At 41.4% G+C, this 22328-nt stretch carries 22 protein-coding genes; 9 read left to right on the top strand and 13 right to left on the bottom strand.

From position 1 onward, the window contains the following. Positions 1-43: 43 nt before the first annotated feature. On the top strand, positions 44-712 hold the full coding sequence (locus P2W71_RS23635; protein WP_276373879.1) for an OmpA family protein: 669 nt from the start codon (positions 44-46) through the stop codon (positions 710-712). Between the two features lie 41 nt (positions 713-753). On the opposite strand, the gene P2W71_RS23630 is transcribed toward P2W71_RS23635, so the two are convergent. The 4 genes from P2W71_RS23630 to P2W71_RS23615 form a co-directional block, all read right to left on the bottom strand. Further along, positions 754-1902, bottom strand: coding sequence for a lactonase family protein (locus P2W71_RS23630; protein ID WP_276373878.1), 1149 nt, complete (start codon positions 1900-1902; stop codon positions 754-756). Positions 1903-1981: 79 nt separating this feature from the next. Continuing rightward, entirely contained in the window at positions 1982-3187 is a 1206-nt protein-coding gene (locus tag P2W71_RS23625) for a family 1 glycosylhydrolase (RefSeq protein WP_276373877.1), read from the bottom strand. After that, positions 3187-3966: a M15 family metallopeptidase gene (locus P2W71_RS23620; RefSeq protein ID WP_276373876.1), complete on the bottom strand. Its 780-nt coding sequence runs from the start codon at positions 3964-3966 to the stop codon at positions 3187-3189. Before P2W71_RS23620 ends, P2W71_RS23625 begins: the two co-directional genes overlap by 1 nt. Before the next feature lie 142 nt (positions 3967-4108). Next, on the bottom strand, positions 4109-4618 hold the full coding sequence (locus P2W71_RS23615) for a hypothetical protein (RefSeq protein WP_276373875.1): 510 nt from the start codon (positions 4616-4618) through the stop codon (positions 4109-4111). Positions 4619-4813: 195 nt separating this feature from the next. Here P2W71_RS23615 and P2W71_RS23610 point away from each other — a divergent pair, with 195 nt between their 5' ends. Both P2W71_RS23610 and P2W71_RS23605 read left to right on the top strand, forming a co-directional pair. Next, complete coding sequence (locus P2W71_RS23610) at positions 4814-6073, top strand: MFS transporter (RefSeq protein WP_276373874.1); 1260 nt, start codon at positions 4814-4816, stop codon at positions 6071-6073. A 9-nt stretch (positions 6074-6082) separates the two neighbouring features. Beyond that, positions 6083-8134 carry an oligopeptide transporter, OPT family gene (locus P2W71_RS23605; protein ID WP_276373873.1) on the top strand — a complete coding sequence of 684 codons (2052 nt, stop codon included), beginning with the start codon at positions 6083-6085 and terminating at the stop codon, positions 8132-8134. 5 nt (positions 8135-8139) lie between these two features. Here P2W71_RS23605 and P2W71_RS23600 read toward each other — a convergent pair whose 3' ends face one another. The 4 genes from P2W71_RS23600 to groES all read right to left on the bottom strand — a co-directional run bounded on the left by P2W71_RS23600 (position 8140) and on the right by groES (position 11061). Then, on the bottom strand, positions 8140-8640 hold the full coding sequence (locus P2W71_RS23600; protein ID WP_276373872.1) for a hypothetical protein: 501 nt from the start codon (positions 8638-8640) through the stop codon (positions 8140-8142). Between the two features lies 1 nt (position 8641). Next, positions 8642-9016: a TerB family tellurite resistance protein gene (locus P2W71_RS23595; RefSeq protein WP_276373871.1), complete on the bottom strand. Its 375-nt coding sequence runs from the start codon at positions 9014-9016 to the stop codon at positions 8642-8644. 99 nt (positions 9017-9115) lie between these two features. Then, positions 9116-10756 (bottom strand): chaperonin GroEL, encoded by a 1641-nt coding sequence (gene groL / locus P2W71_RS23590; protein WP_276373870.1) that lies wholly within the window; start codon positions 10754-10756, stop codon positions 9116-9118. 26 nt (positions 10757-10782) lie between these two features. Then, positions 10783-11061, bottom strand: a complete 279-nt coding sequence (gene groES / locus P2W71_RS23585) for a co-chaperone GroES (RefSeq protein WP_276373869.1) — start codon at positions 11059-11061, stop codon at positions 10783-10785. Positions 11062-11372: 311 nt separating this feature from the next. Between groES and P2W71_RS23580 the strand changes: the two genes are divergently transcribed. Next, positions 11373-12089, top strand: a complete 717-nt coding sequence (locus tag P2W71_RS23580) for a hypothetical protein (RefSeq protein WP_276373868.1) — start codon at positions 11373-11375, stop codon at positions 12087-12089. A 14-nt stretch (positions 12090-12103) separates the two neighbouring features. Here P2W71_RS23580 and secG read toward each other — a convergent pair whose 3' ends face one another. From secG to miaB, 5 genes are read right to left on the bottom strand one after another with little or no spacing between them, the layout of a single operon-like run. Further along, positions 12104-12448 carry a preprotein translocase subunit SecG gene (gene secG / locus P2W71_RS23575; protein ID WP_276373867.1) on the bottom strand — a complete coding sequence of 115 codons (345 nt, stop codon included), beginning with the start codon at positions 12446-12448 and terminating at the stop codon, positions 12104-12106. A 3-nt stretch (positions 12449-12451) separates the two neighbouring features. Further along, positions 12452-13387, bottom strand: a complete 936-nt coding sequence (locus tag P2W71_RS23570; protein ID WP_276373866.1) for a tetratricopeptide repeat protein — start codon at positions 13385-13387, stop codon at positions 12452-12454. A gap of 36 nt (positions 13388-13423) precedes the next feature. After that, on the bottom strand, positions 13424-13993 hold the full coding sequence (locus tag P2W71_RS23565) for an LptE family protein (RefSeq protein ID WP_276373865.1): 570 nt from the start codon (positions 13991-13993) through the stop codon (positions 13424-13426). Continuing rightward, positions 13983-15236, bottom strand: a complete 1254-nt coding sequence (locus P2W71_RS23560; protein ID WP_276373864.1) for a sigma 54-interacting transcriptional regulator — start codon at positions 15234-15236, stop codon at positions 13983-13985. Before P2W71_RS23560 ends, P2W71_RS23565 begins: the two co-directional genes overlap by 11 nt. A gap of 18 nt (positions 15237-15254) precedes the next feature. After that, complete coding sequence (miaB, locus tag P2W71_RS23555) at positions 15255-16715, bottom strand: tRNA (N6-isopentenyl adenosine(37)-C2)-methylthiotransferase MiaB (protein ID WP_276373863.1); 1461 nt, start codon at positions 16713-16715, stop codon at positions 15255-15257. Between the two features lie 86 nt (positions 16716-16801). Here miaB and P2W71_RS23550 point away from each other — a divergent pair, with 86 nt between their 5' ends. The 5 genes from P2W71_RS23550 (at position 16802) to P2W71_RS23530 (ending at position 22098) form a co-directional block, all read left to right on the top strand. Next, positions 16802-17317: a gamma carbonic anhydrase family protein gene (locus P2W71_RS23550; RefSeq protein WP_276373862.1), complete on the top strand. Its 516-nt coding sequence runs from the start codon at positions 16802-16804 to the stop codon at positions 17315-17317. Between the two features lie 71 nt (positions 17318-17388). Further along, on the top strand, positions 17389-17949 hold the full coding sequence (locus tag P2W71_RS23545; RefSeq protein ID WP_276373861.1) for a hypothetical protein: 561 nt from the start codon (positions 17389-17391) through the stop codon (positions 17947-17949). Between the two features lie 86 nt (positions 17950-18035). Beyond that, a complete protein-coding gene (locus tag P2W71_RS23540) occupies positions 18036-18671 on the top strand; it encodes an OmpH family outer membrane protein (protein WP_276373860.1) in 636 nt (211 codons plus the stop codon). 69 nt (positions 18672-18740) lie between these two features. Beyond that, the gene (locus P2W71_RS23535) at positions 18741-21899 is read left to right on the top strand and encodes a cyclic nucleotide-binding domain-containing protein (RefSeq protein ID WP_276373859.1); all 3159 of its coding nucleotides are present in this window, start codon (positions 18741-18743) and stop codon (positions 21897-21899) included. 1 nt (position 21900) lies between these two features. Continuing rightward, positions 21901-22098: a hypothetical protein gene (locus P2W71_RS23530; RefSeq protein ID WP_276373858.1), complete on the top strand. Its 198-nt coding sequence runs from the start codon at positions 21901-21903 to the stop codon at positions 22096-22098. Positions 22099-22328: the final 230 nt, after the last annotated feature.

The raw sequence follows: 22328 nt of genomic DNA, 5'->3' as shown, positions 1-22328 counted from the left end.
AAGTTTAACTCCGGAGAGTTTATCAGGAATAAACATAATTAACATGAAGAAAATATCAGTTTTCCTTTTCGTATCCAGTTTCGCTTTAAGTTTTTGTAATGCGCAGGACGAGATTCTTGCAGAAGGAAAAATTACGGACTCGCGTACGAACAAAGGCATTAAAGCGAACGTAAGGTATAGCAGCATTCCCACAGGAAGTATTTTTGGACGATTTAGTGACAGCACTTTTTCATTTCCAATTTTCGGGACAGCAAAGTATCAGATCACGGCTGAGGCGAAAGGTTATAATCCCCGAACAGTTATTGTGGATCCCAAAGACATCGGAACGAACAACAGGGTACAGCGTGATATAATTTTAACTCCTTCGGGGGAAACGATACGCCTCAGCAACTTGATATTTCCGCAAGGGAAAGCGGTCATCGATCCTAAATCATTTAATGAGCTAGATGAAGTAGCACAAATGATGAAGGAGAACTCGAAAATGGTCATTCAGCTTGAAGGCCATACAGACAACCAAGGGAGTGCTAAAGCAAATTTGAAATTATCAGAAGACAGGGTGGAGGCAGTGAAAAAGTATTTGGTGTCTAAAGGCATCGGCAAAGATCGTGTGAAGACAAAAGCTCTTGGAGGAAGTCAGCCACTGTCGAACGAGATGACACAAGAAGCCCGCGCAAAAAATCGCCGTGTGGAGATGCGGATTCTTAAGGATTAAGCCGGATCATGTTCAGTTAAAAATACAAATCTTATATCTTATTAATTCAAGGTGAGCAACTTAAGACAAACAGGTGAAGGAACACTTACGGGTTTGCCGACGGGTGTTAGCTTACCCGTTTTTTGGTTAATTCTAAAAATATTGATGGTATCCGAATCCTGATTAGCCACAAATAGATATTCGCCTTTGGGATCTACTAAAAAATTCCTTGGAACTTTGCCACCAGTATTTTGATGGCCGACTAAGGTAATCTTTCCATCTTCACCAATTGAAAAAATGCTGATCACGTTGGCGCCGCGATTGGAGACGTACAAAAATTTTCCTGTCGGATCAGTATGAATGTCAGCGCTCGTATTTTTTTCGGTATAGTTTTCCGGCAATGAGATTACTGAATCTTGTAGAATGGTTAGGGCACCAGTTGCCTTATCTACTGAAAACACACCTACGGTCGAAGTCAATTCTTCAGCCACGTAAGCAAAATTTCCCGAAGGGTGTAAGGTGAAATGGCGGGGACCTGCTCCCGGCACAACATTTACCTCCGGTACGGTAGCGGCACGAAGCGTTCCATCAGCAGCATTGAATTCATAGATGTAGATTTTGTCCGTTCCCAGATCGATGACGTAGACAAATTTATTGTCGGGTGTCACAGTAGTTGAATGAATATGAGGACTCTGTTGCCTTTCGGCGTTGATACTGTTGCCGGTAAACTTTTTAGAATCGGAAACGCTTCCGATTTGTCCATCCTTAAATAAAGAAAGTACGGTGATATTACCTTCGCCATAATGTGATACAAAAACATATTTTCCGGTTTTATCAACTTCGACATAGCAAGGCCCTTCGCCATATGACGATTTATGATTTAGCCCGCTCAGCCTTCCCGTTGACGGATCGATCCCATATGCACTTACGGAACCACCTTGATCGGCGATATCTGCTTTGCCCCGGTTAACCGAGTATAAGAATTTTTTTGATGGGTGTACAGTAACAAATGATGGGCTCTCGAGGCTAGGAACTTCCTGAATTAAAGTCAGTGAGTTTTTCAGTCTGTTAAATGTGTAGGCGTAAATACCTTTGCTACCTCTGACAGAATAGGTGCCCACATATAGAATTTCTTTGGATGGTTTTTTCGTCTGCGCTGCGGTGGGATACCAAAAAAGAAGTGTAAAAAATATCAGCAAAACGTTTTTCATAATGGAGCGGTTAAACTTTGTGAGTTGACGTATTGAATTTAACTCAGGGAATGTGCATTTGCAACCAAACTCTCAACCACTACGCAAGTGGTTGTTTTTTCGGTTTGACGATCGTAATTTTTTTAGTGTGCGCAAGCGAGGCATACAACTCCGCGCTTGGCCTTCGCATTCGTTTCATCGTCGTAAAATCACACGCATATAATCCGAAACGCATGGAAGGGCCTAAATGCCATTCATAATTGTCCCATGTACTCCAGAAATAATACCCTCGGATATCTATACCGTCTTGAATCGCTTGGTGCACAATGTATGCATAGTCTTGAATGGCCTGTATCCGAAGTAAATCTGTTTCATCGCTAACGCCGCTTTCTGTAATAATAATAGGTTTTTTATACTTCAGCCAGTATCTATTTATACAAGCACGCATTCCTTCCGGATGATATTCCCAAATATCATCGTGAGGTCGGCCCAATGCTTTTATCTTATCCGGATTTTCCAAATAAGTAATTGGCCATGGGTCATGCGGTATTCTCCCGTAATAACTCATTCCAAAAAAGTCCACTTTTTCAAAATGACCAGGCACGTAGTCCATAAACCACCAGTCCGATAACCTTGCAGGAAACCATCCTAAAACGTTCTCAGCAGAAAAAACAGTTGTGTTGTGTGAAATCCCAACGGGGTGAGCCGGGTGTACTGATTTAATATAATCATAAACCTGGTTGTGCGCCAAGCCCATATTCTTAACAACCTTACCCGCCAGAAACGGGTTGGTTTTAAAAGGCGGAAAGAAGCCAGTGATCCAGCCGAAACTTGCATAAACATTTGGTTCATTGAATGTATTCCAATACGAAACATAATGCCCGAATTCATCAACAACCTTTTTTGCGAAGTCGACCCACATTGGAATGTTCTCGGATTTTTCCCAGCCCCCCAATTTCGCAAACCACAATGGATTTGTAAAATGGTGAAGCACCATCATGATGCTGACCCCTTTTGATAAAAGATCTTGCAGGAAATGATGATATTCCAATGTGCTTTGAGAATCAAATTGTGCGTAGGGGAGGCGTTGTAATTTGCTCCACATGAAGCTCATTCGATAACTGGGAGCAACGGACGCAATTAATGCCGCGTCTTCTTTAAATTTTTTCTCGTGATCAGTGGTCCTGTCGAATGCTACACCACTTCTGGTGGGCACGCCTTGCCAATCGTGATCAAAGGCGGTTTCTATTTGTGCAGCGGAAGTACTTGTCCCGAAGATAAAGTTATCGGGAAACGTTAGCCTCATCACTTACGGGTCATCACGCTTTGGGTCGTCTCCCATTCTTTCCAATAGTCTTTCAGCATGAGAATGTCTTCTTCAAGACAAGGATATCGCTCTGCGAAAATCGGCAATTCCGGAAATTTACCCGACCCCAGGTGGGAAGAAGTTAATCCACCGGTCCATTCGAAGTGGCCGGGATCATACGGTTTTCTCCAACGTCCGCCCCAGCGGAGTCCAAGCTTTTCACCGATTACGCCAACCTTACGCCATAGCAACACATTATCCCAGACAGCAATGCCATTTACAACCGGTACTACATCCACTGCGAGGCCATATTGATGTTTAGATCGGCCAGCGCCCGAGCTGGTATATTTCTTTCCCATCGTTTTATATTCATGCTGTTTGGCATGTGTACGATATGCTTCGACCACAGTTAACTCAATTCCTTTTGCTTTACAACGTTTAATAAGTTCAATCACCTGATCTCTAAAATATGGATGAAGTGAGTTTAAATCAGTAATCATCGGGAGGTCTCCGCGATTTTTTCCGAATGCATAGTTTTCAACAAAGCTCCAGTTTTTCCAACTGTTACTTGTGTCAGAGGATGCCATGTAAGCGAGTTCATCTGTGTTGACTGACAACGAATCTTTAGACGATTCCTGGTCTGTTACAGCACGCAGTAAATGATATGAAATTTTGAAGTCGACGGGAGCAAACAGTGAGTTTACATTAAACTGTGCATTTGCGGGTTTTATAAGGAGCGAGGAAATAAGAAAGAGACCTACCTTGAGAAAAAGACGCATTTAGGAACTTAATTAAGGAGGCAAATATATAATATTTCAGGAATTGAGCCTAACGCTAAAATGTGTGTGTATGAAATTTAATGATTATTTAATTTAATGAAGTGTATAAAAAAAGGGTCACGACCGCGACCCTTTTTCAATTCTAGTTTCCGCCATCGGATCCAAGTTTATTCATTTGTTCCTGGTAGCGCTTTTGTACTTCAGGATCTGCATCCAAGGCCTTTTTTATCTTGTTGTACGAACTGGCACCAACGTAATCCTGGGCCATCGACTTAAAAGCCTCCTGAATTTTCATGGTACCCTCTTCTTTCTTAGCTGCAACATCTTTAATAAAAGCTATTTCTTCAGGCGTAGCTTTTGCTTTCGTAAGCTGAGCTTCATCATCAATGATTTTTGAAAGTTCATTGTAACGCGCGTTCGTCATTTTTTCGTTCGACTTAACCATGTTTGTTATTTCCTGCAAAAGCGTTTGCTTCATGTCGTTAACAGAATCCATGGTGACGGCATATTTTTCAAGCTCAGCATCTGTAATTTCAGCGCTTTCGCTCTGCACGTTTTCACTGGGAGCACTTTCGTTTTGAGTGCTGTCACTTTGCGCTTGTATGGTTTGCACACTAAAAAACAATGCAAACAGAATGACTAAATTTTTCATAACTCCAATTTTGTTTAGTTAGATAATAGCTGTTAAAGTTTTATAAATAAACCGCCATCATCTGAAAATGTTTTGATAAAATTTTTTCAGGGACTGAATGCGTCTACAAACGTTTGGCAATAACAACTTGTAAAGAGTGGGTTTGCGAAAATGAATTTATAGGACTACTTTACCTCTTACCTATATCAGACCGACATGGCATTCAGCAAAAAGCTTGAAGAAATCAAGTCAGGATTTACAGCAGATTTTTGGATTGCCAATACACTGGAGCTCTTTGAGCGTTTTGCTTTCTATGGTTCTAAAGCAGTGTTGACTGTTTTTCTTGCGAATAAGGTGGGGCTGGTAAATGAAGCCGGCACTTTAGCAGGTCTTTTCTCAGGTGTAATTTTTTTGCTTCCAATCGTCGCGGGTGTATTGGTTGATCGTTACGGTTTTAAAAAAACATTGATGGCCTGTTTCGCGATTTTTACAGTTGGGTATTTCCTGATTGGATTAGCCGGAATGTCGTATGGTCAGGAGATTATGGATAGCATTGGACGGAAGACTTATATTATTACCGTACTCATGTTGACCGCAGTTGGGGGATCACTCATCAAACCCTGTATCGTTGGTACCGTAGCACAAACTTCAAAGCCTAACGTAAGAGGGCTTGGCTTTTCTATTTATTATACGCTTGGAAATATCGGTGGGGCTATTGGCCCAATACTAGCGCTGCAGATACGTGAGGATTGGGGCATTGAATATGTTTTGATCATGTCTTCGGTAACCACTTTTTTTCTTTTGATCGGTGCCTGGATTTTTTTCAATGAGCCGCCACAGCAAACACAAGCTTCACAAAGAACTTTTGGCAAAGTTTTCAAGGACATGCTGCTTGTATTTGGCAACATCCGTTTTATTACTTTTCTAATAATTTTTTCAGGATTTTGGATTATGTTCTGGCAGATCTATTACCTGGTTCCCTTTTATTCAACAGAAGTTCTTCATTACGATAATTTCGAAGTGTTAGAAACAGTAGATGCAATCAGTATTATATTTCTCACCATACCTATGGCTGCCCTTGTAAAAACCTGGAGACCTATTACAGCAATGACATTAGGTTTCGTGTTTGCAACGTTGTCGTGGATCATCATTGCTACTATACCAACAGTGACCGCTACGATCATAGGGATTGCTATCTTTGCCCTGGGAGAATCAACCCAGTCACCAAGATTTTATGAGTACGTAAGTACACTGGCTCCTAGAAATCAACTTGGAACATTCATGGGTTTTTCATTTCTGCCTGTTGCCCTGGGATCTTTTGCTGCAGGACCGGTGGCAGACTGGCTTAGAAACTCTTATCTTACAACAAACCCTTCACTCATGTGGTTTATTGTAGCCATGATTGGAGTAGTTTCTACAATACTCATGATACTGTATAATGTTTTTGTCGCCCCGAAAACCGCCGACTCAAATTAACTTAAACGTATGCGCATAGAAGAGAATAAATCTTTTAAACCGTATGTACCTGCCGACCAAAAGATGGCGGAATTCACGGTAAAATCCATCCTTTTTGGTTCGCTCTTTGGAATTCTGTTTGGCGCTTCGACGGTATATCTGGCACTCAAAGCCGGCCTTACAGTTACAGCATCCATTCCAATTGCAGTAATAGCCATTACGTTGGGGAGGAAGTTTCTGAAGACTACCATTCTCGAAAATAACATTATTCAAACTACAGGTTCTGCGGGGGAATCAATTGCCGCTGGTGTGGTGTTTACGTTACCCGGCTTTCTTTTTCTTTCTCCTGATTCTAACGGCGTGAGCATTGGTGAAAGCTATTTTGACTATCTCACCATTTTAATACTGGCTGCGTTCGGGGGTATGTTAGGCACGCTAATGATGATCCCGCTCAGGCGCTCATTGATTGTCAAAGAGCATGGGGTACTTCCATATCCGGAAGGCACTGCTTGCGCCTCGGTACTTCAGGCGGGAGAGAAAGGTGGCGTGTTTGCTCAAACAGCGTTCGTTGGTATGGGCGTGGCGATGGGATATGCAATTTTGCAGAAGGTGCTTCATGTTATTGCCGAGATTCCGGCATTTGTAACGGCGTATACCAATAAGTATTGGCCAGCTGGTGCCATTCGTGGTGAAATCACACCAGAGTATCTGGGTGTAGGTTATATCATTGGGCCCCGTATTTCCGGTGTATTGGTGGCTGGTTCTGTGCTAGCCTGGTGGGCATTAATTCCACTGTTAACAACGCTTGTTGATCCCGACACAATTGCACTTCAATTGGTCAAACAAGGTTATCTAGCAGATATCAATACTTCGGGAGGTCCGGGTGCCTGGGATGCACAATCACATTCATTCGGTAGTTTTGCTGATGCAATATATCGTTCATACATCAGGCAGATAGGAGCCGGCGCAGTGGCCGCCGGTGGATTTATTACCTTGATCAAAACTATTCCAACAATCATTTCCTCGTTTAAGGAGAGCATCGCGTCGATGAAGGAAGAAAAAGTCGAGAGCGTATTGCGTACTGACCGTGATCTTTCTATTAAAGTTGTAGCGATTGGAAGTATTGCTTTGGTTCTATTGGTAGCACTCCTCCCCAGCAGTATTATTCCTGGGGATAGTTTTTTTCAAAAGTTATTAATTGGCGTCCTCATTGTGGTTTTTGGTTTTTTCTTCGTAACAGTATCCAGCCGTATCGTTGGCCTTGTAGGCAACAGCAATAATCCCATTTCAGGTATGACGATAGCAACGTTAATGGGTACGTGTTTGATTTTTACCAGCATAGGATGGTCAGGTAAATTTTATGAGCCGCTGGCTCTGGTTGTCGGGGGTATGATCTGCATCGCAGCCGCGAATGCTGGTGCAACCTCACAAGATCTCAAAAGCGGTTACATCGTGGGGGCTACTCCAAAATATCAGCAACTTGCACTTTTCATTGGGGCCATCGTTTCGTCCGTAGCCATCGGTGTGGTCGTAAATGTTCTGGATACCCCAACGCCAGATATGGTGGCACAAGGATTAACGCATGCCATCGGAAGCGACCGTTATCCCGCTCCTCAGGCCACACTGATGGCGACACTGGCAAAAGGAATTCTTTCTTTTAACCTGGATTGGCAATTCGTAATTGTCGGAGTCTTTATTGCAGTAACCCTTGAGTTGTGCGGCATTAAGGCACTAGCTTTTGCAATCGGGTTATATCTGCCCCTCTCAACTACGCTACCAATATTTGCGGGCGGTGCTATAAAAGGTTACATGGACTGGAGAGCCGTCCAAAGGAATGAAAGCATTGAGGATAATGAACTTGGAAGGGGAAGCTTGTTTGCCACCGGCCTTATTGCGGGGGGAGCCTTAACCGGCGTTATTGTAGCGATCCTAGCGGTCTTCCTACCTGATATGATGGAGTCTGTTAACCTTGAGCATGCACTTGTTGATGGGTTAGGAACAGGCGGCTACCACATTCTTGGAACGATGTTCTTTCTCGCAATGATGCTTATGCTGTACAGGCTGGCTGTGAAAAAGAATTAATTTCATTAAGAGTTTCCAAGAAACTCAATTCTGTGAAATACTTGGTTCGAATTAGTAATTTGAACAAGGTGTCGGAATGGAGGTTTAATGCATTCGTATACCTCGACATTGTGGCGATCAATTTTCCAAAAAGGATATTCCGTTTCGTAAGTGGGAATGCTTTTGTAAAACATCTTCATTTCGTGGAAGGAGACAGAACCACATCTTGTATCAGCCATAGCGGCGTTAAGGGAGAAGGGTAATTCGGAAAGTGTTTTAAGCAGCAGGTTTTTATCGGCGTGATATTCAAAATAACTTGTATACAAACCTGTATGATATTTGACTTTCACTCCAGTCAGACCATTTAACTTTAGCACACTTACAGCCGTTCCAGGGAGCGAATCATGAATGGATGCTGTTAATTCAAGCGGTGGAATGGATTGATGTGCCACCTCCATTATAGGTTTTTTACAAGCGCCAAAAGCAAACAGCGCAAAAAGCAAGTACAACGGTAAACTGTTTTTCATTTCAAATTTTTTCAGAATGCGATTCGATGATTTCTTTCAATGCACGTAACGCTTTAGTTTCTGCGTCTTGTACCTTGCCATCAGCAAGTATGATTTCGTTCAGGTCGTTATAAAAATTGCTTTTTAAAACAGTTTCATTGTTGCTAAAGTGTTTGAAGCTGTCGTTGAACAGGACCGTTAATTTTGTTTTGTCGAAAGAATTGTACTCCCGTATTGCGATATACAGTTTCTTCTCTATATCGGCATCTTTCCCCACTAAGCCCTCAATCTTCTTCTTGATCGTTTGCATTTCATCTGGATCATAATTTTCATCTGCGCGTGAGATGTGTACGTAAAGAAAAAGAATGAAGTCCTTAAAATCGTTGTGAATAATCATAAGCGATGGAAACTTTGAACGAGATACTGGATCTAAAATAATAAAAAAAGGCCTCATCTTTCGATGAAGCCTTTCCAATATACTTACGTTCTTTTGGAATTACATCATTCCGCCCATTCCTCCACCGCCGTGTGGCATGGCAGGAGCAGGATGTTCTTCAGGAATTTCAGAAACCACTGCTTCAGTAGTTAATAGAAGTCCTGCGATAGAAGCTGCATTTTCCAATGCGAGGCGGGTCACCTTCGTAGGATCGATGATACCTGCATCAAAGAAGTTTTCAAATTTGTTATCGCGGGCATTGTAACCGTAGTCTTTTTTACCATCGCGAACTTTGTTTACAATGACAGAGCCTTCCTGACCTGCGTTTTCAGCAATGGTTCTCAAAGGTGACTCAAGTGCCAGGCGAACGATGTTCACACCGGTAGCTTGATCTTCATTTGATACACCGAGATCCTGAACGTTCTTTAACGCTTCGATAGCGCGGATGTAAGCTACTCCACCACCTGGAACGATACCTTCCTGAACAGCGGCACGTGTAGCGTGCAATGCATCGTCAACGCGATCTTTCTTTTCTTTCATTTCAACTTCAGTAGCTGCTCCTACATAAAGGATAGCAACACCGCCTGAAAGTTTAGCAAGACGTTCTTGCAATTTTTCTTTATCGTAATCAGAAGTTGTTGTGTCGATCTGAGCTTTGATTTGAGCTACGCGGCCCTGGATGTCATTTTTCTTTCCAGCACCATTAACGATCGTTGTATTGTCTTTGTCGATGTTAATCTTTTCAGCGCGGCCAAGCATATCAAGCGTAGCATTTTCCAGTTTAAAGCCTTGCTCTTCAGAAATCACTTTACCTCCAGTGAGGATAGCGATATCTTCCAACATAGCTTTTCTTCTATCGCCAAAGCCAGGAGCTTTTACAGCAGCTACTCTTAAAGCACCACGGATTTTATTAACTACCAGGGTAGCCAATGCTTCACCTTCCACTTCCTCAGCAATGATTACCAGAGGTTTTCCGGTCTGCGCAGATTGTTCCAACACAGGAAGTAATTCCTTCATGCTGCTGATCTTTTTGTCATAGATCAGAACAAAAGGTTGATCAAGATCCACTTCCATTTTCTCTGTGTTAGTCACAAAGTAAGGAGAGAGATAACCTCTGTCAAACTGCATACCTTCTACAGTTTTTACTTCGGTTTCAGTTCCTTTTGCTTCTTCAACAGTGATAACACCATCTTTTCCAACTTTGTCCATCGCATCGGCGATCATCTTTCCGATAGTTTCGTCGCTATTAGAAGAGATAGTAGCTATCTGCGCTATTTCGTTGGAGTCCTTAATTTTCTTGGATTGTTTTCTGAGATTTTCTACAACCGCATCAACGGCTTTGTCAATACCGCGTTTCAAATCCATTGGGTTGGCGCCAGCAGCAACGTTCTTAATACCGTGTGCATAGATGGATTGTGCTAAAACAGTAGCGGTGGTTGTACCATCACCAGCTGCATCAGCGGTTTTAGAAGCTACTTCCTTCACGAGTTGGGCACCCATGTTTTCAATAGGGTCCTTCAATTCAATTTCTTTAGCAACTGACACACCGTCTTTAGTCACGGTAGGAGCGCCGAATTTTTTATCAAGAATTACGTTACGGCCTTTTGGACCCAGGGTAACTTTAACTGCATCCGCCAGTTTGTCGACACCTTTTTTTATTTTATCCCGTGCGCTAGACTCAAAGGTTATTTCTTTAGCCATAAGTTTGTTTAGTTTTTAGTGGTTGATTAAATGATTCCGAAGATGTCAGAGTTTCTCATGATGAGGTACTCTTTTCCGTCGATGTTGATCTCAGTACCAGAATACTTTCCGTACAGTACATTGTCACCAACTTTTACGGTAACAGGCTTGTCTTTTACGCCTTCACCTACAGCAATGATTTTGCCTTTTTGGGGTTTTTCTTTAGCAGTATCTGGAATGATGATACCAGATGCAGTTTTTGTTTCAGCTTCAGCGGGTTCAACTAATACCCGATCCTCATTTGGTTTGAAGTTGATTTTGGCCATATTTCTAATGGTTTAAAAGGTTAACAAATTTGACAGAATCCCGCTCAACAGCTTTTGTGCCAAGCGAAAAGTGACGCGAATTAAGGTGAAATTTTTTACATAGTGTCAGATTTTCGGCGGTATTTCACTTTTCTGCCGTCATCCTTTTCAGTTTCTTAAAGCCATGATGGCAGAGTTGGCAGAGTTCTTGGGCTTACAAATACTGAAAGTATGTACTTGTACATTACGTGCAGAATCATGCCAGGCTTAAGTGACATATTGCGCAAGCCATGAGAATCTGCTAAATTAGTTACACTAGAAAATTTGTTAACATGGAAAAATTATCAAAAGACTGGCTTACTCAAGGGTTAATTGATTTCGAGTATAAGAAATATGTATTGATGGCATATTTGCAGCGGGTGAAATCCTCCTTTGACAGGGTTGAATTATATCCGTTTATGGCAGACTTGGTTTTTCATTACAGAAATCTGCTGACAGTAAAAGAAAACAAGGCTTTAATAAGGGAATCTTTTCCAAAAGAATTGTCACTGGAGGATTTTAAAAAACTAGAGTTGACTTATCGCCAAATGATTGAGGACGATGGTGTGATGAGTGAGCTAGAATCGATCATTGATTTTGCGCTTCCAAAAATCAAGGATTCCTTGCAGGAAGGTTCAGTGATTTATGAGTTCGTGGAATCGAAGTGTGAGATCTCTCCAGTAGGACTTACTCCCTTATATGCAAAAGAGGGATATTTATTTGTGACACAACCGCCGGAGAAAGAAACAAACATTTACCGCTATCAAGTCAGCATTTTTGAAGGCAGCCAGGAACAATTAAGAAGTCTTAACACGGAATTTATCGAGTGTGTGGAAAAGACTACCATGAATACTTACGAGAACCTTAAGTTAGCGCTGATAAGGAAATTCAAAGATATGCCTAACCCTGCAGCATACCTTATTCTTGCGCGCATGAAATTTCCATTCACAGAAACTCTCATGCCTGTCGCGAAAAGGCTTTTTGTGAAACACATTTCACAAGCGGCCTGAAAACAAAGGGATTATTATTGTTCCGCTGAATCAGCAGGTGCTGCTTCTGGGTCCAGGTTTAAGCTTGGAGGTGTTGCTGCCGGTGCCTGCTCCCCAGCTCTTTCAAGAACATCATTGGTTGAGCCACCCTGATTTGAAGAAATAAAATTAGTGGTTAAGCATAAGGCCATGATAGCGATGATAAACCCCCATGTCAATTTTTCTAACAAGTCGCCAGTTTTCTTTACACCGATAATATTGCTGGCGGAAGATCCACCAAATTGGCTGGTAAGTCCACCACCTTTTGAATTTTGCGCCAGAATAACTAACACAAGTAAAACAGCGAACAGAATTATCAAAACAATAACAAGGGTATACATAGCTTACTTCTTCAAGTCTTCAATTTGTGCCGCAAAGTAACTCTTTTTTTGTGGAAACTTCCAAATCAGCTTTTTAAGAACCTCAATAGCTTTGTCTTTTTTTCCTTGTTTAAGCAGCAGTTCCACTAAAGTTTCGGAAACAATATTTTCACCGAATTCACCAGTTTTGATAGTTGAAAGATCACCTTCCTTTATATGAGGCGGTTTATCTTTAGCACTCGAAATCGAGGGCTGAACTTTTATAAAGTGGTCGATGATTTCCAGTTGTTCCTTTTGTTTTTCGCTCTCGGGCACAATTTCTCCTCTGCTATGGACAATTTCGTCCATAATGTCCTTTCGCTCCTCTCTCTTCTTTTTCGTTGCCTTATGTTCTTCACCTTCGGTCATTGGCTGCGCGTTCAGGGCTTTACTTAATTCAATAATTCTTTCCCTTTTGGACTTTACATGATCATCGCCAGAGCTTGGTATTTTATTCAATGGTGCATCCGGATTCTCCGTAAACATCATTTCAAAATTGTGCCGGGTTTTATAAAGCGCTTTGACATCCTTGATCACCCGATCCGCGAGATTATCGGAATCTCCTTCATTTTGAGTTTCTGGCGTCTCACTGTTCTTCTCGTCGGAAACCTCTAACTCAGCGGCTATCGGGGGCGATTGACTAGCAATGGCGGATGTGATAGGAGTAATTACCGATCCACTTATTAACGGATTATTCCCCATCATATTTTTCAGAATGCCCCGATCCGCTGAATAGACAGCTGCTAACTGAAGGTCATTTTGCTGGTCAGTAAGTCCGTGATCTTTGCTGGCTCGCGCTGCGAGTACCCGCAACAGTTGGCTGTAAGGATAGATCTTACTTAAAGAATGGAGTTCTTCTGCTTCATCAATTGAGCTTGATGGGTAATTCTGAACGACTTTCCTGAATTGATCTATTTCCACAAGGAGGATATTTGCCTAAGGTAAAAATAGTAAAATTTACCAATTGGCAATCGAGGCATTGAAGATGTCGTTGACAATACGCTCAAATATCTGCCGAGTGTATTGTTCTTCGACATCAGTGAAGTTTTGATCGTTGGGGAAATCCTTATAAAATGAGAAACTTCTGTCTTTAAACGACATAGTTTCATCCAGTGTATTCACATAAGTAGCACGTACGGTAATGGTCATGCGTGTGCTGGAGGCACTATTGATCTGTGTGGGATCGTTGGTACCGGTCGGAGCGATCGGCGTTAGCGTGAAACTCGTGATTTCACCCTCCATTTGTAATTCACCATCATCCGCAACTACCGCTAAATTGCTGTTTTGGATAAAGTAATTCTTTAGTTGATTCGTGAAAGTTTGCCCTAAATTGGCCTGGCCTAGGTCAGTGTTATTGTAAAACTCAGCAATAGAAATGGTTTTAGCAGTGGTGGAAGATCCGGTCATGGAATAATTAATACCCACGCCGCAACCAGTTAATGCCAGCAATAACAGCAGAAAACAATGCACAAGAAGTTTCTTAACAACACTGGCATGTGCTCGCATCTGCGATGTGCTAGTCTTCAAGATCGTATTGTTTTATTTTTCTATAAAGCGTTCTTTCAGAAATACCCAAATCACGTGCCGCATATTTCCTTTTATTATTGTTCTTGCGAAGTGCGCGGATGATCAACTCCTTTTCCTTTTTTTCGATTGATAAGGATTCATCTTCCGTTTCGTGCGAAATGTCATGCACATCTTCCATATGTTGTGCAGCGTCTTCCGATGGAAGGTTTAATACCACATGGTCCGGAGATACGTGATGTTGTTCGGTTTCTATGCCATCAAATAATTCAGGATGGTCCTTTACCAGTTGCGATACCTTGGCCTGGTTGGGCACGGTTTCTAATACCAGTTTTTTAAGATCGTTAAAGTCTTTTTTCATGTCAAAAAGAACTTTATACAATATATCTCTTTCCGAGAGGCCATCTTTTTCGGTTAGCGCATTTCTGTATAAGGCTGGCAATGTAGATTGCTTAGGCAAATAACGTTGAAGAACCTCTGCATCAATTTCTTTGTGGTCGGATGACAATACAGAGATCTGTTCAACAAGATTTTTTAATTGACGGATATTGCCAGGGAACCGATACGCAAGTAAAATTTCCTTCGCATCTTCTGTTAACGTTATCGGTTTAACCTTGTATTTATCCGCGAAGTCACTGGCAAACTTGCGAAATAACAGCTCGATGTCCTTTCCCCGTTCGCGAAGCGGCGGAACATAAATTGGTACTGTGCTTAAGCGATAATATAAATCCTCTCTGAATTTCCCTTCCTCCACATTTTTCATGAGGTTTATATTGGTGGCCGCAACAACTCTCACGTCGGTTTTTAAAACTTTTGAGGAGCCTACTTTAATGAATTCCCCATTCTCGAGAACGCGTAGTAAGCGGGCCTGGGTATTGAGCGGCATCTCACCGATTTCATCTAAAAAAATTGTACCACCATTAGTCACTTCGAAATATCCTTTTCGGGCTTCATGGGCGCCGGTGAACGATCCCTTTTCGTGCCCAAATAATTCAGAATCAATAGTTCCTTCAGGAATTGAACCGCAGTTGATAGCGATAAATTGCCCATGCTTACGTGAACTTAAATGATGAATAATTTTAGAAAAGGATTCTTTACCACTTCCACTTTCACCTGTAATAAGCACAGACATGTCCGTCGGGGCGACCTGGATGGCGACACTCACGGCATTGTTTAGCAACGGAGAATTGCCGATGATGCTAAACCGTTGTTTTACTGTTTGTATTTCTGCGTCTGTTACTGCCATTTTCCTACCAATTCAAAATCAATACCTGCTAACTACTTTGCCAACCAACGTACCCCCTGTACACGCTTCTATGAGTACATTTACATATTCACCTTTTTGAAAACCTTCCTGGGGAAACACGATCACTTTGTTATGGCTATTTCTGCCTTGCAAATATGTTTCCGAACGTTTAGAAATGCCTTCGACTAAAACTTCAAAGATTTTTCCGACATCCTGCTTATTACGCAGCAACGAATGCTCACGTTGCTTGCTGATAATTTGATCAAGTCGATATTTTTTAATATCAAGTGAGATATCATCTTTCCATTTTTTTGCGGCCAAGGTTCCCGGACGCTCTGAGTAAAAAAACATATAAGCGAAATCAAATTGCACTACATCCATCAGTGTAAGTGTATCTTGATGTTCTTCTTCCGTTTCTGTACAAAATCCAGTAATCATATCAGATGAAATGCTGCAGTCGTTGCCCAGGACCTCTCTGATTTTCCTTACTTTTTCCAAATACCATTCACGCGTATATCCGCGATTCATTAACTCAAGTATTCTTGAATTTCCGCTTTGCACTGGAAGATGAATGGACTTGCAGATGTTGGCGTATTTCGCCATGGTATGCAGTACCTCATCAGTAATATCCTTCGGATGAGAGGTCGAAAAACGAACGCGCAAATTTGGCGATACCTGCGCCACCATTTCTAGCAGTTGCGCAAAATTGATGACCTCAGCGACTTGTGATTTTTCAATCCATGCTTTGTTATTTTCCTCCGCAGACCATTTGTACGAATCTACATTTTGGCCCAACAATGTCACTTCCCGGTAACCATTGTTATAAAGTTCGCGCGCTTCGTTGACGATCGAATGAGGATCGCGACTGCGTTCCCGGCCTCTGGTAAAAGGCACAACGCAAAACGTACACATGTTGTCACAGCCCCGCATAATGGAAATGAAAGCAGTGACCCCATTTGAATTCAATCTTACTGGACTGATATCCGCATAAGTCTCTTCTCTTGATAAAAAAGTGTTCACGGCCTTTGCACCATCATCGACCTGTGAAATTAAATTGGGGAGATCGCGGTATGCATCGGGTCCTGCAACTAAATCGACGATCTTTTCTTCTTCCAGGAGCTTTGATTTCAGACGTTCGGCCATGCAACCCAAAACGCCTACCAGCAGCTCCGGCTTATGCTTTTTTAAGCTATTAAGATAGTTTAAACGACTTCTTACCGTTTGTTCAGCCTTTTCGCGTATTGAACAAGTGTTTAATAAAATCACGTCTGCCTGTAAAACATCAGAAGTTGTGTCGAAGCCATCTTTCTTTAAAATCGATGCCACAATTTCACTGTCTGAGAAATTCATTTGACATCCGTAACTTTCAATATAAAGTTTCCGCGCATTGCCTGTATGCACATCTTTTGAAACGTGAACAACCTCGCACGCTTCATCTTTTTTGTCTAAAATCTCCAGGTCACTGATCAAATTCTCCATGATTTCGATTTCCAAAGCGCAAAAATAATAACTTTAATGTTCAATGACATCTTGTCAGTTGAATTTAAGTTTCATTAAAAAAAGATATGGCGCTCATAAAATCAGTAAGGGGGTTTACTCCAAAATTTGGGAAGAACTGTTTTTTGGCTGATAATGCTACCATTATCGGTGAAGTTGAAATGGGTGAAAATTGTACAGTGTGGTTTAATGCTGTGGTAAGAGGAGATGTTCATTCTATTTTCATTGGTGACGATACCAACATTCAAGATGGCGCAGTGATACATGGTACGTATCAGAAGTCAAACACCGTAATCGGAAGTAAGGTGTCGATTGCGCATAATGCAGTTGTCCATGGCTGCAGGGTAGAGGATAGTGTTTTAATTGGCATGGGCGCGATCGTAATGGATGGGGCAGTTATTGGATCGAATGCTGTAATTGCTGCTGGCGCAGTGGTGCTGCCCGGAACAATTGTTGAGCCTAATAGCATCTATGCAGGCATGCCGGCTAAAAAAGTAAAAGACATCTCGCCGGAAATGAAAGAAGTTATTCAGCGTACAGCAAGGAATTATCCAATGTATGCGTCATGGTTTATGGAAGATTAATTTTTGTATCATTTAAAAAAATTTAGAACCTTTTGCGGTTTTTTTGTTAACTTAAAAAACAACCTACTCTTATGACGCTTGATGAAAACAAAGGATTTGATCCAGAAGTAATAAGAGAATACTCTCTTAAGATGAAAGCTTTGGGCCTCGACTATTTGTTGGATGAGGAGGATGAAAACACGGACGAATATGCCCATTTTTATTTTATAGGAAAGTTTGAAGGTAAGGATGTTATCTATGATACGGCTGTCTATACCCTACGCCTTCACCATGAAAGTGAGTTGTATGAAATCGCTGAACATAGGGCCGCACAGCATTTTCCGGAATTCAAAAAGATTACTTACGAAGAGGATGAAAATGGAAATTTGCAGGTATTGGATCCGTTAGAAGAAGAGATTGGATTGTACATGGCCGAAGTAATTATGTCGTTGGAAGAGGAGGAGGCTGTCAAGGTTAAAGAACATGTTGACATGGACGCAAATGCGGACTTTGGCATTAGCCTAGATGTGGGTTTACACGTCGAAAAAATAACGCCAAAAGTAATTGAGAAATTTGTAAAGGATTTCAATGAGGACAGCCTCAAATTAGACGATACCTTATATTCTTTTCAGACACAGGATCAGGAAGCTTAAGTCCAGCTTACTAGTTTTTCTTTGTTTGGGGTGCAATCAATTCTTAAATTCTAACCATATTTGCGCCCTATAATATAAACCTTGGAATGAAGAATTTGTCCCTTATCTTAAATGCCGTACTGCTGGTAGCTGTCGGCGTGTTGTTTTACTTACATTTTGCTGGTAATAAAACCTCCTCCGGAGGACCATCTACATCTGGCTCGTCAGTGCCCAGCGATGTGAAAATAGCCTATATCAGTTCCGATTCAGTACTGAAGCATTATGAGTTTTTGAAAGCCAATCAGGTTCAAATGGAGGCTAAGGCCAGGAAGATCGAGCAAGAATACCGGAATCGCGCGCAAGGCTTGCAGAACGAAATTACCGCTTATCAACGGAATGTAACAAGCATGACCTTGGGTCAGGTGAAAGCCGTAGAAGAAGACCTTGGGAAGAAACAACAAAACCTGCAGATGTATCAACAAAGCCTCAGTCAGCAGATGATGGAGGAAGAGTCTAAACTTCAAAAGGAATTATACGACCGTATCACTGCTTATTTGAAAAAATATGCTGCCGACAAGAACCTCCAGGTCGTATTAAAATTTGACCCAACAAGTGACGTATTGTATGTAGGAGACGCCCTTGATGTTTCTAACGATGTGATCAAAGGCTTGAACGAGGAATACAAGCAAGAAAAAGCCGGAGCTGCTCCAGTTAAGAAGGACAGCACCGCTACAAAAAAGTAATGGTGTACCATTATCATAGAAAAACCGGTCTTTAGGCCGGTTTTTTATTTTTATATTTGATTTTGCCTTATGCTAAAGCGATTTTTTGGGGCATTTCATCTTCAGAATCAAGAGCAGAAACAGATTGTTTTGATGCTCGGTACTGGATTCTTCATGGGAGTTTTCCTGGCAACTTATCAGGTAACTGCGGATTCATTGTTTCTGAATAGAATGGGGGAAAAGCTTGACCAAGCTTTTCTTATTGCAGGGGTTCTCGGGATTATTACGACGGGACTATTTTCAACTTTTCAGAATTGGCTGAAGTTCACCAGCCTGGCGTTAGGGTCGGTCGGTCTGATTTTTCTTTTTACACTCAGTGCTTACTGGCTCATCCATTTCGGAAGCCCGGTCTACCAGGACCAATTCATTTTCGCGTTGTACTGTATGACGGGACCAATTACGGCAGTCCTTTTGCTCAGCTTTTGGGGACTTTTCGGAAGGCTTTTCAATTTCAGGCAATCAAAAAGAATTATCGGATGGATTGATACCGGTCAACTGATAGCGGCTATTCTTGCTACCCTTATTGTTATTCCGTTTACGACAGAAATAATTCAAGACACCTCGAATTATTTGCTGATTTGCGCGATCAGCATTGCTATTGTATGTGTGTTGCTTTTCAGCATCGCTTCTGCCTTTACATTATCGAAGAACGATCCGCGAGAATTTGGAGAAACCGTTCGGCAAGAAACTAAACTGACGAAAATATTCAGTGATCGTTACATTGTACTGCTCTCCGTTTTCTTACTTGTTTCCATGGTTATGTTCGTGCTCAGCCAATATTCTTTTCAGAAACTGGTAAAGGAACAATACCCTGATGAACGAGACCTTACAAACTTTAATTCGTTTTTTATCGGCGCCGTATATGGTATCAGTTTGATCATGCAGACCTTTGTCAATCCACGCATCATCAGCAACTACGGCCTCCGTGTTTCCTTATTTATATTACCACTGGTGATGATCGTTTTTTCAATAGCGTCTATCACAACCGGTAGTTTTTTAGGATTTGATAAAAGCCTGGCTCCCGCAGGATTCATTTACTTTTTCTTATTTGTCTCATTGAGCCGCTTATTTAATTGGACACTTCGAGATTCTCTTGAAAATCCTGTCTTTAAACTTTTTTTCATCCCCTTGGATAATAGATTGCGATTCAATATTCAATCAAAAGTAGAGGGATTGGTAAATGAAAGTGCACGATTTCTTGCCGGTCTTTTGATTTTCGCATTCGCGTTTTTGCCATTTTTTAAAGTCATTCACATTTCTATTTTCCTGGTCATTCTTGCGGGATTATATTTTTTGGTCGTGACGAAACTTTACAACGGTTATAGAAATAAACTCCGGATGAAACTCGAAGGAGGCGACGCACAACAGGAAAAACTCGAGAAGGGCTATACGCAAATCACCAGCCGTCTTGAATCGATGCTGGCGATACCTTCACCAGGCAAAGCAATTTTTTCATTTAAGCTGTTGGAAAAAATAAATGCTGCAAATGCTCCGGGTTGGATTAATGTTCTGATGAAGAATGATGATGAGTCAGCTCGTAATTATGCGCAGGAAAAGTTAAATGAACTCAAAGGTCTTTCAGTGTCGGATCAGTTCGTAATTCGAATGGATACTGCCAGAGTAGAAGGCGCAGGAAAAAATATTCTTAGCAAATTTGATTTGCAATCTATACTGGATGGTGACGGCGATATTACTAAAACGCGAATCCAAAAATTAACGCGTTCTACAAATCCTAACGATCGACACTATGCCGCCGAATTATTACTTCATACTTCCAGAGATGAATGCACCTCATTCCTGATGGAGCTTCTTAACGATTCTGAAATCAAAGTACGGAATGCGGCAATTAAAACATCTATCAAAAAGTACAACACGGAAGTAATTAATGCCATAATTGAAAATCTTGGAAATCCTGTATATAGCAACCAAGCCATGAATGCGTTGCTGCTGATGGGAGCGGATACCCTTCCGGCGCTGGATTGGGCGTTCTACAGAAGCGGGCAGAGCACGCAGATAATGTTAAGAATTGTGCAGGTGATAGGACGGATAGGTGGTGTAAAAGCTCGCGAAATTCTTTGGTCTAAGATCGATTATCCTAACAAGATTGTCGTGTCGCAGGTACTGTTGTCCCTCGGGGAGTGTGGATTTAAGGCTGGTATTTCTCAAATTACGCGCATTAAATATGCGATCGAATCGGATATTGCCGATATCAGTTGGAATCTCAGTGCACTCCAGGAAGTGGGTGATGAGGGCTTCAGTGCACAGATCAAGGCATCTCTCCGTTGGGAAATTCAAAATGACATTGAGCACATCTACATGTTGCTTACGATGTTATATGATACCCGCTCGATTCAGCTTGTGAAAGAAAATATTGATAGCGGTACAGCGGAAGGTATTACTTATGCGATCGAGCTTTTAGATGTCTTTTTATCAGAGCAACTTAAGAAACGTGTTATCCCGATATTAGATGACTTAACGGATGCTGAAAGAACCAGCCGACTAGAAGATTTTTATCCCCGGGTAAAGCTTGATTCAGCATTGGTTCTAAAATTTATGATCAACCGGGATTTTGCACAGTCAAATAGATGGACAAAGGCGTGCGTATTATTTCAAATAGGAATTTTAGGAATTGACGATTTTAAACTTGATTTAATAGCACAATTGTTTAATCCAGATTGGCTGTTGCGCGAGGTTTCTGCATGGGCACTTTATAAAATCCATCCGGACTCGTATGATCAAAATGCGAGAAGGTTAGGAGAAGATGTGAAACGGGAATTAGATGCATTGATCATTCAGTCGAAGCGAATGACTCGGTTTGAAAAAGTTCTATATTTCCAGAAATTGTCTCTCCTCCAAAATGTCCCTGGTATTACACTTTCCTATTTAGCTGATATAAGTGAAGAAATTCATTTGAAGCAACAAGATTCGCTTACACTGGATGAGAAACTCAATAACAATTTCTACATACTTGTTTCTGGTGTGGTAGAATTTTATCAAAAAGGAAACTTCATTTCGGAATTTCGCGAGGGCCAATTCATAGGGGAGATGCTTGGATTGCCGAGTTTTGTAAATACCAACATGGTGTTAGCGAAATCGGAAGCTGTGGTATTGAAGTTTAACAAAGACCAGTTTTATGAATTAGTATCAGACAATGTGAAATTGGCGGATAAAGTTTTGGAGTTTATTTGATATGTCACGAGCAAAAAAAATCTTTCTGATGTTTGTCGGGGTTTTTGTTTTAGTACTGGGTTATGCAATTTATGATATTGGTAAACGCACAACTTTTCCAGGTTCGAAGCCCCAATTAAGAGAAAGGTTAAGAGAAAAATATAGCTCGCCAGACTCAGCATTGACAGACTCGATAGGCGTAAAAGAGAATAAAAATTAACTTTTTCTTCATTTTTATTTCGCAAACGGTTGTTTTGACAATGATTTCTGTTTATCTTTCGAACAGATTAAAGCCAACTATAGACATGACAATCCCCCTTAGTCGAGAACTTCGGGGGATTTTCATTTTATAAGGACCGCCAACTCTTGGCAATTCGTCGCCTATATCGCCACATTCATCTGTAAATTATTTAAGTGATCGATTTACGATATCCGAATTTATTGAGGGCT

The organism is Chryseolinea sp. H1M3-3 (assembly GCF_029360725.1).
Lineage (GTDB): Bacteria > Bacteroidota > Bacteroidia > Cytophagales > Cyclobacteriaceae > Chryseolinea.
This window is presented reverse-complemented; position numbering and strand designations above follow the sequence as displayed.

Excerpts from the sequence above, each read along its gene's own strand:
- P2W71_RS23635 (WP_276373879.1), top strand. The coding sequence starts at position 44 with ATGAAGAAAATATCAGTTTTCCTTTTCGTATCCAGTTTCGCTTTAAGT.
- P2W71_RS23630 (WP_276373878.1), bottom strand. The coding sequence starts at position 1,902 with ATGAAAAACGTTTTGCTGATATTTTTTACACTTCTTTTTTGGTATCCC.
- P2W71_RS23625 (WP_276373877.1), bottom strand. The coding sequence starts at position 3,187 with ATGAGGCTAACGTTTCCCGATAACTTTATCTTCGGGACAAGTACTTCC.
- P2W71_RS23620 (WP_276373876.1), bottom strand. The coding sequence starts at position 3,966 with ATGCGTCTTTTTCTCAAGGTAGGTCTCTTTCTTATTTCCTCGCTCCTT.
- P2W71_RS23615 (WP_276373875.1), bottom strand. The coding sequence starts at position 4,618 with ATGAAAAATTTAGTCATTCTGTTTGCATTGTTTTTTAGTGTGCAAACC.
- P2W71_RS23610 (WP_276373874.1), top strand. The coding sequence starts at position 4,814 with ATGGCATTCAGCAAAAAGCTTGAAGAAATCAAGTCAGGATTTACAGCA.
- P2W71_RS23605 (WP_276373873.1), top strand. The coding sequence starts at position 6,083 with ATGCGCATAGAAGAGAATAAATCTTTTAAACCGTATGTACCTGCCGAC.
- P2W71_RS23600 (WP_276373872.1), bottom strand. The coding sequence starts at position 8,640 with ATGAAAAACAGTTTACCGTTGTACTTGCTTTTTGCGCTGTTTGCTTTT.
- P2W71_RS23595 (WP_276373871.1), bottom strand. The coding sequence starts at position 9,016 with ATGATTATTCACAACGATTTTAAGGACTTCATTCTTTTTCTTTACGTA.
- groL (WP_276373870.1), bottom strand. The coding sequence starts at position 10,756 with ATGGCTAAAGAAATAACCTTTGAGTCTAGCGCACGGGATAAAATAAAA.
- groES (WP_276373869.1), bottom strand. The coding sequence starts at position 11,061 with ATGGCCAAAATCAACTTCAAACCAAATGAGGATCGGGTATTAGTTGAA.
- P2W71_RS23580 (WP_276373868.1), top strand. The coding sequence starts at position 11,373 with ATGGAAAAATTATCAAAAGACTGGCTTACTCAAGGGTTAATTGATTTC.
- secG (WP_276373867.1), bottom strand. The coding sequence starts at position 12,448 with ATGTATACCCTTGTTATTGTTTTGATAATTCTGTTCGCTGTTTTACTT.
- P2W71_RS23560 (WP_276373864.1), bottom strand. The coding sequence starts at position 15,236 with ATGGCAGTAACAGACGCAGAAATACAAACAGTAAAACAACGGTTTAGC.
- miaB (WP_276373863.1), bottom strand. The coding sequence starts at position 16,715 with ATGGAGAATTTGATCAGTGACCTGGAGATTTTAGACAAAAAAGATGAA.
- P2W71_RS23550 (WP_276373862.1), top strand. The coding sequence starts at position 16,802 with ATGGCGCTCATAAAATCAGTAAGGGGGTTTACTCCAAAATTTGGGAAG.
- P2W71_RS23545 (WP_276373861.1), top strand. The coding sequence starts at position 17,389 with ATGACGCTTGATGAAAACAAAGGATTTGATCCAGAAGTAATAAGAGAA.
- P2W71_RS23540 (WP_276373860.1), top strand. The coding sequence starts at position 18,036 with ATGAAGAATTTGTCCCTTATCTTAAATGCCGTACTGCTGGTAGCTGTC.
- P2W71_RS23535 (WP_276373859.1), top strand. The coding sequence starts at position 18,741 with ATGCTAAAGCGATTTTTTGGGGCATTTCATCTTCAGAATCAAGAGCAG.
- P2W71_RS23530 (WP_276373858.1), top strand. The coding sequence starts at position 21,901 with ATGTCACGAGCAAAAAAAATCTTTCTGATGTTTGTCGGGGTTTTTGTT.